10 protein-coding genes and 1 pseudogene are annotated in these 10,892 nt (G+C 29.0%); 8 read left to right on the forward strand and 3 right to left on the reverse strand.

Translation table 11 applies throughout. The features are described 5' to 3' along the window. A pseudogene (locus tag ACKVOV_RS09360) lies at window positions 1–232 on the forward strand (23S rRNA (adenine(2503)-C(2))-methyltransferase RlmN); the annotation flags it as partial. On the opposite strand, the gene ACKVOV_RS09365 reads toward ACKVOV_RS09360, so the two are convergent. The 3 genes from ACKVOV_RS09365 to ACKVOV_RS09375 form a co-directional block, all read right to left on the reverse strand. Continuing rightward, complete coding sequence (locus ACKVOV_RS09365) at window positions 233–871, reverse strand: response regulator (protein ID WP_409206495.1); 639 nt, start codon at window positions 869–871, stop codon at window positions 233–235. Between the two features lie 4 nt (window positions 872–875). Beyond that, on the reverse strand, window positions 876–1,664 hold the full coding sequence (locus ACKVOV_RS09370; protein WP_409206496.1) for a sensor histidine kinase: 789 nt from the start codon (window positions 1,662–1,664) through the stop codon (window positions 876–878). A 623-nt stretch (window positions 1,665–2,287) separates the two neighbouring features. Then, the gene (locus tag ACKVOV_RS09375) at window positions 2,288–2,806 is read right to left on the reverse strand and encodes a hypothetical protein (RefSeq protein WP_409206497.1); all 519 of its coding nucleotides are present in this window, start codon (window positions 2,804–2,806) and stop codon (window positions 2,288–2,290) included. A gap of 294 nt (window positions 2,807–3,100) precedes the next feature. On the opposite strand from ACKVOV_RS09375, the gene ACKVOV_RS09380 reads away from it, so the two are divergent. From ACKVOV_RS09380 to ACKVOV_RS09410, 7 genes are all read left to right on the forward strand, one after another. Next, entirely contained in the window at window positions 3,101–3,946 is an 846-nt protein-coding gene (locus ACKVOV_RS09380; protein WP_409206498.1) for a caspase domain-containing protein, read from the forward strand. A gap of 53 nt (window positions 3,947–3,999) precedes the next feature. Next, window positions 4,000–4,959: a trypsin-like serine peptidase gene (locus ACKVOV_RS09385; RefSeq protein WP_409206499.1), complete on the forward strand. Its 960-nt coding sequence runs from the start codon at window positions 4,000–4,002 to the stop codon at window positions 4,957–4,959. Between the two features lie 51 nt (window positions 4,960–5,010). Next, complete coding sequence (locus ACKVOV_RS09390) at window positions 5,011–7,032, forward strand: hypothetical protein (RefSeq protein WP_409206500.1); 2,022 nt, start codon at window positions 5,011–5,013, stop codon at window positions 7,030–7,032. A gap of 56 nt (window positions 7,033–7,088) precedes the next feature. Next, complete coding sequence (locus ACKVOV_RS09395) at window positions 7,089–7,487, forward strand: hypothetical protein (protein WP_409206501.1); 399 nt, start codon at window positions 7,089–7,091, stop codon at window positions 7,485–7,487. Between the two features lie 12 nt (window positions 7,488–7,499). Next, complete coding sequence (locus ACKVOV_RS09400) at window positions 7,500–9,620, forward strand: hypothetical protein (RefSeq protein ID WP_409206502.1); 2,121 nt, start codon at window positions 7,500–7,502, stop codon at window positions 9,618–9,620. Between the two features lie 3 nt (window positions 9,621–9,623). Continuing rightward, the gene (locus ACKVOV_RS09405) at window positions 9,624–10,274 is read left to right on the forward strand and encodes a hypothetical protein (protein ID WP_409206503.1); all 651 of its coding nucleotides are present in this window, start codon (window positions 9,624–9,626) and stop codon (window positions 10,272–10,274) included. A gap of 5 nt (window positions 10,275–10,279) precedes the next feature. Beyond that, window positions 10,280–10,892: N-acetylmuramidase domain-containing protein (locus ACKVOV_RS09410; protein ID WP_409206504.1), on the forward strand; the 613-nt coding region annotated here is incomplete at its 3' end.

The following is a 10,892-nucleotide window of genomic DNA, read 5'->3' on the forward strand; positions in this document are numbered from 1 at the left end:
TAACAAAGAGTCTATCGATGCTTTGGTAAAATTTTGTAAACATGTTCCTTGCAAAGTAAATCTTATTGAATATAATCCTATAGATGATGGTGAGTTTCAACAAGCATCTGCAGAATCTATAAATGCCTATATAAAAGCATTAGATGCAAACGGAATTATTGCAAAAGTGCGACACAGTCGTGGCAAAGATATAGATGCTGCTTGCGGACAATTGGCTAATAAAGAAGGGTAATTATATACAAACTATTTTGTGTTTTATTGCATATAAGACCAGTCCAATTCGAGTTTTAATTTCTAGCTTTTGAAATAATTGTTCTCTGTATCCATCAATAGTTTTTGGACTTAAGCACATACCATTAGCAATTTCTTTGTATGTTTTTTCGGTACAAGCGAGCTTTATAAATTCGACTTCGCGCTCTTTTAATACAATTTTATTTTCGTTACTAGTAAGTTTATTTATAAGATATCCTGAAACCATTTCCGAATAATAAAAACCTTTGTTGTACACCTCAATGAGTGCTTCTTTAAAAGTATTAGGATGAGTATCTTTTAGTAGATATCCTTTTGCGCCATTTGTAATCATTTTCATAATAGTGTCTTCATCATCATTTACAGATAATGCTAAGACTTTCAAAGTAGGCTGGTTTTCTTTCAACCATTTCATGGTTTCAATACCATCCATAATAGGCATATTAACGTCGAGTAAAACAATGTCTGGTTTTTCAAATTCATTTGAAAATATATTTGTAAACTCTTTTCCATTGCTATAACTTCCAATGACTGTAAACTCTTTAAATGTTCCTATTAAGTAAGAAAGTGATTGAGAAAATAATAAATGATCATCTACAATTACAATTTTTATTTTTTCCATAACGTTAATTATTTTCTTCGGTATTTATTGGATAATCAATAGTTATTGTTGTGCCTTTATTTATTTCAGAGTTAATATTAAGAGTAGCTTTTATTAGTTGTACTCTTGTTTTAATATTTGCTAGTCCAGTACCACTTGATTCTTTTTTATAGTCAAAACCTTTTCCCGTGTCTATAATATTTATTTTGCAATTTTTTGAAGTGAAAAATATTTCTATAGCAATAGTTTCACTATGTGAATGTCTTAAAATATTAGCTATGGATTCTTGCAAAATTCTATATATAATTGTTTGATGCTCTTTATTTATTTTTTGAATTTCACCACTTACATTTAACTGATATTTTATTTTTTTTAATTCGGCTATTCTTTCTAAATCTTCAGATATAGATTTAATAAAATTAGTATTTACAAAAATATCACCGTTCATTATTTTTGACAATAATCTAATCTCATTTAATGATTTATTTACAAGTTCTTTGATGTTTTTGAGTTCTTTTTTTGTGTATTCACCGTCATTTTCGATAATAATATTCATTTGCATTAATGCTACAGAAAGTATTTGTCCAATATTGTCGTGTAATTCTCTACTAATATTAGTTAATGTTTGTTCTTTTATTTCGATTTTCGATTTTGTTAACTCGGCTTGAAAAATAAGCTCGGACTCCATTTGGTCTATTAAAAACTTTGATTTCTTTTTTTGAAAAAAGGAAAATAAAATAAATATAGCTAGTAATAACGTAAATAAAACGATACTAAATGATATGACTAATAATTGTATTTCTTCTCGCTCCATAAAAATCCTATAACAAAACAACAGTTCATGAGTAAATTTAGAAAAAATATAATTAATCCGTAAATCGTTGGATTATAATCTATCAAAAACCATTGTAATGATAACATAAAAGGTAAAAAAGGTACATGAAAAATTAATACACCTAGAATAAACCAAAAAAAGATAGACTTACTATAATTTAATATTAGCTGTGAAGTAAATACTTCAAAAATATAGAGTAAACTTAAAATAGTGACAAACAGAACACCAATAGCATAACCATTTGTTATAACATTTTTAAAAAAATTTTGAAAAAATAAGATATTTATTAAGTAACCTATTAAAAAAATAAAAAGAAAAAAAGAAGCAATATTTTGGTATAAGATTTTTTTTAATAATGATTTTAAAAAAATTAGATAATAAGTAAAAAGGATAAGGATATACAAATTATAAACTTCATAGTTTAGCAACCCAGTCCATTTTGTAAAATTTGTTCCAATAAAATCTGCTATCATTGAAAAAAAGATAGAAAACAAGAATAATTTAGATTTTAAATTGGGTAATTTATACCAAAAAAGGACCCCTATGACACTTGATATTAGAGTTAAAAAAATTGAATAAAATCTTATATTTTCTAGCATATTTTAGTTCCCTCCGTATTCGATTTTTGGAGGATTCCCCATTCCTCCAAAGTTTAAAGGTTGTATTTCAGTTGCATCTACATTTTCTTCCGTTTCTGTTTTCAGAGCAACTTTATTTGTGTTTTGGCTGTTAGGTTTGTCTGTTGTAGCTCGTCTTTTTGTTGGAGATAAAAAAATAGTTGTTAAACCAGATTTTTCGTGATAAGTAACAGTATCATTTGGATAAACACCTAGATAAAATCTAATGCCATTTACTTGTATTCCTTTATTTTCTCCTTCAGTTTTAATATAATGTATGTAATTTTCTAATTCTTCAATAGAATACCATATTGCATTCGCGTCTTCTCGATTAATACTTTGAGAAATTACCCCAGATCTTTCATTAATATATTTAGTATTTAAATTTTTAGCCATTTCTTGTGTAATTAACTGAGAGGGAGCTTCATGGTTTTCACCAGTCCCACAAGAAATCAATGATAAAAGTGAAAAAACAATTGTTGTAGCAAAATAAATTCTTTTCATAGTTTTAGTTTTAGTTGTTATAGATGCAAATATATCGTCATACTGTTTTGTTTACAAGGGGAAATACCCCCTTTTTTTTAACTATTTTTTATTTTTTCTCCCCGTTAAATTCCTTTTATAAAATCAGGTAATATACTCTTTTGCAGATGTTTAAATAATTACAATTTTACATCGAACAAAATTAAAAACTTAGTTTATTTTTTTATAAGAATTTATGATTCATATAAATAGTCTACTCTTTCGAGAGTGTTTTAAAAAAAATAGATAAAGTAAACTAATTAAAATTATAAAGTTATGGCAAAAAAAGCAGTTTTAGTGGGCATAAATGATTATGCACCCATAGGAGTAGGAGGTCCAGATTTAAATGGTTGTGTCAATGATGCCCGTGATATGGCTAACACATTGGTAATTTGCGGGTTTGCTCCTTCTAATATTAGAATTTTAACGAATCAAAATGCGACAAGATCAAATATTATTAATTATTTAAAATGGTTAATTGATGGAAGTGTCTCAGGTGATTCGATTGTTTTCTACTATTCAGGACATGGTACAAGAGTGGCTAATATTGGCGCAGACATTGAAATTGATGGTCTTGATGAAGCCATATGTCCTCATGATTATGCGACAGCTGGAGTATTAAGAGATGATGATTTTAAATCGATTTTAGAAAAACTAAAATCAGGAGTCATACTTGAAGTAATTTTTGATTGTTGTCACTCAGGGACTGGAACTAGAAAAGTTAATCTTGGAGAGTTTGGTTTTGCTCCATTAAATGAATCACCAAGATTTATTCCACCAATGCTAGAAGATGAGTTTTATATCAATTACGCCAAAGATTTGGAGCCTAAAAAGTCCAAAAAAACAACATCTACTAAATCCTTAACTACAGTAACAGGTATGAATCATGTTTTATGGGCAGGATGTATGGACAATCAAGTATCTATGGAAGGAGATGTTGCAGGGCAAACCAGAGGTTACTTTACTTATAATTTTTGTAAAATACTAAGAGCGACGAGCGGAAATATTACCAGAAAGTTATTAGATGCTCAAACTGCAAATGCTTTGTCTGCAATGGGAGCAGCTCAAACCAATCAGACCGAAAGTACCACAGCGAAATTAAAGCAAAAAATATTTATATAAAGGCGTATTCCGAAAAGCCTAAAAAGAGTAGGAAAAATTTAAATTAAATAAAAATGACAACTAAAAAAACTGATTTGCCTATGTCATCTGCCGAAGTGGAAAAGGCAAAAGACATCAAAGCAAAAAAGACCTTATCTATAGATGATGAAGGATTTAATCAAGTAGAAGCAATTGGAGTGAAAATGTTAGAAAAGGGTTCTAGAGCAGCGATAGAGATTGCTCCTTATCGTCCTGAATACCTAGACCAAGTCTTTAATCTAAAAGCTGACAAAGAAGGTTCTAAAAAGCCAAAATTTATTGATAGAGAAACATTTATGCAACCACAAGGAAGCAAAACTATTTTTGGACCTGATCAAAGGGTAGTATATAATTCTACTGCATATCCATGGGGCTGTGTAGGTAGAGTTGAAACTGCTTTAGGCTATGGAAGTGGTGTAATGATAGGTCCAAGACATGTACTCACTTGTTGTCATGTTATAGATTTTAAATCGAACGGGACAACTGGATGGTTAAAATTTTCTCCTATGTATTATAATGGACCTAATCCAACTTTTGGTACAGCTAATGCTGTGAAAATTTATTATAAATATAAAGTTCAAGGACCAACAATTGATTCTACAGAAGGACAATATGATTATTCTGTAATTGTATTAGATAGAAATATAGGTAACACCACGGGTTGGATGGGAGCTAAAGCTTATAGCGATTCATGGGATGGGCAAGCACTATGGACACATGCGGGGTATCCTATGGACCTAACAGGTGCGCAAAGACCTGTTTATCAAAACAGCATCGCTTTAGATGGTGATAACACAACTACAGATGCACATGAAGCGATTTATCATCAAGCGGATATTTGGCCAGGTCAAAGCGGTGGACCATTTTGGGGATATTGGTCAGGAACACCTTATGCAGTAGCTGTTCAAAGTTGGCAAAATGCGTCTACCAATGCAGCGAGTGGCGGTTCTGATTTATTAGATTTAGTAAACAAAGCCAGAACTGAATTTCCTTAAATAATAAAAATAACAATCAAATAAATAATTAACAATTAAACTTAAAAAATTATGGCAAATGCAACTCCACTTGGCTATCCTCACGCAGGAGCAGGTACAGTAGAAATTTTATTAGAGAATGAAGACGGAGTAGATTACACTCTCTTATTTTCGCCAGATCCAAACAATAATGAATTGAGGGCTGATAATAAAGCAATGCAATTTTATTATTTCCCGAAAGCACCTAGACTTGCTAAAGAACCTGTAAAAGATGGAAAATACAAATTCTCAATGCAAGTATTTAAGGGTGTTCTTGATGCTGGAACTATTATTGGCGAGCAAGGATTCAGCGAAGAAGCCGGTGCCTTTACAACTTTAACATCAACAATAGATGTACCAGATCAAGTGTTGAAAAAAGCAATTGATAAATTAAAACAAAAATTAAGTACTGAATATCAAAATCAAAGAGAATCTAAATTATTTGGTTTATTTTCTTTCTTAAAAGGTGTTGATCGAGATTTTAATGAAACTAATGTAAGACCAATTCAATTGACTGAAAATAAAATTTCTATGCACATTATTGGTGAAAAAGATAAATTACCATTCGACGGTGAAAATCCTTGGTCATTTAATGTACAAGGAGATGGTAATGGAACCACTTTTGGATTAGGTGAAAATGCTTTTTCAATATTGATGGGTAGAAATAGTGCTTCATTAGTAAAATCTTCTTTAGAAAACGGAAACAATAATCTTGTTGTTCAAAATGCTATCAAATACAAAGGATATCTTCCAACCACAGTAATCAAAACAACGATTGATGTAAAAAGAGTACATACCTATTTTTCTGCAAAGGCAAATGTTAATGTAGGTGGGTTTGTTGATTTAAAATGGGAGCATGAGTATGAAAAGATCAAAACTGAAGGTGGTATTGTGAGTGAAATATTTACAGACGAACAGTTTTCTAACGATGAAAAGAAAAAATTCGAACAAGAATTACTAGTTAAACAAAGAGATTTTGCTTTTCAGTTGTTGCAAAAAGAAATTTTTGATAAACCAGAAAAACAATTTACTCCTGCATCAGATCCAAATGCTTCACTTGGCTTATTTAGTATTTTTACTGGAGGGATAAGTGTTGGAGTAAGTTTAAAATCAGGTACTCAAATTAGAGAGGTTAAATTTACCGATGAAATTAAATTTAGTGCTGTAACCGTTATGGATAGTACTCTAAGTGGTAATTTAACTCCTTTAACAACAAAATCTGGTGATGCTGCAAAAGAGGACTTGAAAAAATACATAACTGAAGTAAGATTAGATGAAGATTTTACAAAAGTTCAAGTCACTGCAGCATTAAATGGAGGAATAGCCAGAGTTGATAGAGATGGAATTATTATCTCAGATAGTGCAGTAAATCAAGTGGCATTAGAAGTTGGTTACCCTGATTCTAAAGGAAATTTAGTTTGGAAAAGTTCTGGTCGTAAAATGGCAATTGGTGGTACTCCGTATATTAAAAATACAACTTCTGGCGGAAAAACCATTGATGCAGTGTTTCCAGCAAACTGGAATGATCCTTCAATGAATGATGATAAGTACGTTTTTGATTTTGTTAAAAATGCAACTTCAAGTAAAGTAAAAGTTAGAACAAACGTAATGTATGAAAAGGACAAACGAGTAAAATTAGCAGATAAGGTTGTAGAATATGATTTTGATGGAAGAAATGTATTCGTACCTCTACCTATTACAAAAATGATAGATTATACTTTATCTACGGAAGAATTATTTTCTTGTGATACTCTTGAAGTCACTTTAAAAGTGGATAAAATGTCAACACAAAAATTCAAATTTACAGCTGATAATTTTGAAGATATAATTCCTTATAAAGTTTGGTATGAATCGGATTATGACATCAAACCAACTCAATATAAAGTAAAATATACTTGTAAAGGGAAAATAGGCGCAAAATCTAAAAAAATCAGTATTTCTACAGAATTTATTCCTATTGATTATCTATCTGGTGATGTTCTTTTCGAAATTCCTTCAGGATCTGATGCTCAAAATAAAGATATAGAAAAAATCAGAGCAGCTGCAAATGAGTAAATTAATTAATGAAGAGGGTTACTTAATAACCCTCTTTGTTTTATAAACTAAAAATTATGGATTTCGAAAAAATACAAATTTCAATTTCAATTGCTAACTCTTCTTTATTAGAAACAATAAATATGATAAATATTGAGATTGGATATAAAAGTTCTTATGGAGAGATAATTTGGAAATCTTTAGCTAGAATTAAAGAAAATAATGACTTTAAAAAAGTTAATTATAATGGGAATTTTCAAGATGTTTTAGAGCAAGCTACTTGGAAAAACTTTGATGAAAATAAAACTTTTGTCTTTGACTTTTCATCATCTGAATCAGATGAAATATATGTTAAACAAACGATTAGCAAAAAAAGTGATAATAGTATCGAAACTAAAGAAATTAAGATAAAAAAGAGAGTAAATGAATATAAAGCAGATTTTTTTACACTAAAAATTACAAATATTGAAATTTAAACCTAAAATAAGATGCCAGATTTAAATACATATAAATTAGATGGAGCCAAAATCGTTCCTCTTAACAGATTCAACTTAGAAGAAGGGAAATTGAGCACTAATTTTACGACTATAAAAGAAGATAAAAACCCATCTTTTACAGTAATTGCCCACCCAATACTGACCTCTATCGTATTACAGCCTATCATTATTAATACAATTCTAAATAAAGAATATTTTCCTTTAATAGAAAACAACAGTCTAATTGATCAAAAAACTTTATTTTATGATTATAATGACAATACTTTACAGCTACAATTTCCAGACATAGAAATCAGTCCGTTAAACAGCAATCAAGTTTTTTATTATGAAAATGTGTTAAATGAAAAAAGCGAAAATACAGGTTTGTTGGGTAAAGTAACTTTAAATTACAATGTTAAAAACAAAGTGGCAAACCAAAAACTTCAGAACATTCCAATTCAATTAAAAGAGGTTATATTAAATCTTAAAGTTAAGGATAATATAATTCGCATAAATGGTATTGTAGATGATGTTAAAAAAGAAATAATTTTTAGTATTAAAGATGAAGCTGTAAAAATTGCTTTTTCAAATTTGGTTACAAATATTGAGGAATTAAAGTCTAACATAGATTTGTTTTTCAGTTTTAAAGGATATACCAAGCTGAGAAAAAATTTCCTACTTGCTAAAGACGTAATGTTTCAACGCATTAATCTTTCTGAAACTATAAAAATGGAAAGTGTGGCAAATAAAAGAGTTGCAGCATTTAATAGGCCTATGATAATAAGTGATAAAATTGATGCCATAAGACCAACTTCGGTTTTAGAAGCACAAGATATTAAGCCTGAATATGTAAAAAGCACATTTATTTTGAAGATAAATAAAACTGTAAATTATCCTTTACAATCCGATATCTCTAAAAGTTTATACCAAACAATTGGAGGAGGTTTTATTAATAATCCATTCAATTTTAATGAGGATTTCTCATTATATGAACAAATTTTTGTACCTGGAATCAACTTAGATAAACTATCAATATACAAATCTAAGTTAACCCCAAATGAATTTTTATTAATCTCAAAAAGGTATAACATAACTAGAAGTACTGACACCAAAATGCCTTGTGTAAATACAATTTTTCATGGTACAGAAGATGGAACTGGTTTATCTAATGACATTTCAAAGATTAGCTTTCAATTTGCTATTGGCCCTGATCTGTCTGAATTTGAGTTAAATAGAATTAAAATAGAATTGTATAATAATAAGTTTTTAGATGGTGACACAACAGACTATTTTGATAAAATAAAATTTGTTTATCCTAATGATATAGAAGCAAAATATGAAATTAATGGCAATCAATATTTTCAAAATGCAAATATTAGTATTGATGGCAAATATTTCTTAGTCGATTTTTCTACAGAAAACCTCAATGATGCAAGTATATTAATCAATTCAATTAACAATAGTTTATCACAATATGCGAATATTAATTTTATTCATAAGGAAATAAAAGATACCAGTATCATCGAATTTAATATTCAAAAAACAATTGGTGAGATAATTTCACTAGAAATTGATGGTAGTACGAAGAAAATTGCTTTCAAAAATAATTCATTGTCAACTTGTAAGGTTTTATCAGCATTAACAATAGATAATGTATATCAACCATTATTTTCTAGTACGCCATTTGTAAATTATTCTATTGAAAGTGATCAAAAAAAAGAAATTTTATTTAGTGCTTTAAATGCGAACTTATCAAATAAAGAACTTCAAAAAGTTTTTCTTGATTATGACATAATTGAAAACATTAATAAAGAATTTTCAAATATTGTTGCAACTTCAAGTAATTTTAATAGATACATTCAAATACAATTTCAAACTCAAAAAACTACAACAGCTAGAATTAGGGTAGAATTGTTAATAAATGCGACAGGAGCTTCATTTACATTAGAACGCTTGAAAGCAGATTTTAAAAACCCACTTCTGATAAATTTTTTATTAAATAATTCTGCCATTCTTAATACATCAATAAATTTTACATCAACATATTTTGATAAGGATAATAATTTAGTTAGCACTTTTAGTGATGTATATGATTTTTCTATTTCAACTATTTTAACTATCCCTAAAAAATAAGTCATGCTACTTAGTACAGAAACAAGGTGGATTTTAGATGAAGATCAATTTAAAACCATACAAGATTGGTTTACTAATAAAAATTTGAATTTTGAAAATGAAACCTATTTTCCAAGACAGGATTACTACTTAATCACAAATTCAGATGCCTTAGGAATCAAGATAAGGGAACCAAAAAGGAATGAGAAAGGAGAGCAGGAATCTAAACTTGAGCTAAAAATTCTTTTAAATGATTTTGGAGTACAAAAATTCAATAATAACAATACGGGAATGGTGAATTCTTGGAAGAAATACAGTTTCGAAACCATTCCAAATGAAGGTGAAACACTATCAATTATTCATTCATTTACAGAGAAAATAACCGACGAAAATTGGTTAAAAATTGAAAAAGACAGATTGCTTATCAAGTTTGATATTAAACAAAATAAGTTAGTGGATGCTAAAAAGATAATTGATGAAGGAGCGGGAATAGAATTAACCAAATTCAAATTAAGGGATAAGGTTTATTTCTCATTAGGTATTGAAGCTTTCTCAATAACTAATAACTGTTATGATAATTTTAATCAAACTATGTCTTTTTTATTTAATGAAATAAAAATTAGCGGGTTGAATTATTTAGAATCACTTTCATATCCACAAATTATTAAAAACTAAACATTATGAGAACTATTCAGTATAATAATAAAGCTCCAGAAGTTAGAACGCTATGCGAAATGCTAAACAAATTAGGTTATAATTTAATTGTATCCGACTCATTTACTAGAGAAGTAGATGCAGCTGCTAAAGATTTTCAATTAAAAAATAATTTGGTTGTAGATGGTATTATTGGAATCAAATCTTGGTCTAAACTTTTCGAACTCAATAATCAATTTTTAAGTTACAATAATCAGCTTTTATCAGAAAATGATTTACTTGATTTTGCTAATAATTTTGGTTTAGAATTAGCCGTTGTAAAAGCAGTTAATGAAGTAGAAAGTAGTGGTAAAGGATTTCTTATAAGCGGTAAGCCAAAAATCTTATTCGAAGGCCATGTGTTTTGGAGAGAACTTCAAAAAAGAGGGATAAATCCTCAAAATTATTACAATTCTAATACAAAAGACGTTTTATATCCTTCATGGACAAAGAATTATTATTTGGGTGGTGATGCAGAATATACTCGGATGGAAAAAGCTATGGCTGTCGAAGGATCTTCTGCATGTAGAGAAGCCGCCTTATCTTCTGCTTCTTGGGGTTCGTTTCAAATCATGGGTTATTACGCAATATCGCTGGGAT

This window comes from Flavobacterium sp. (assembly GCF_046153165.1).
Lineage (GTDB): Bacteria > Bacteroidota > Bacteroidia > Flavobacteriales > Flavobacteriaceae > Flavobacterium.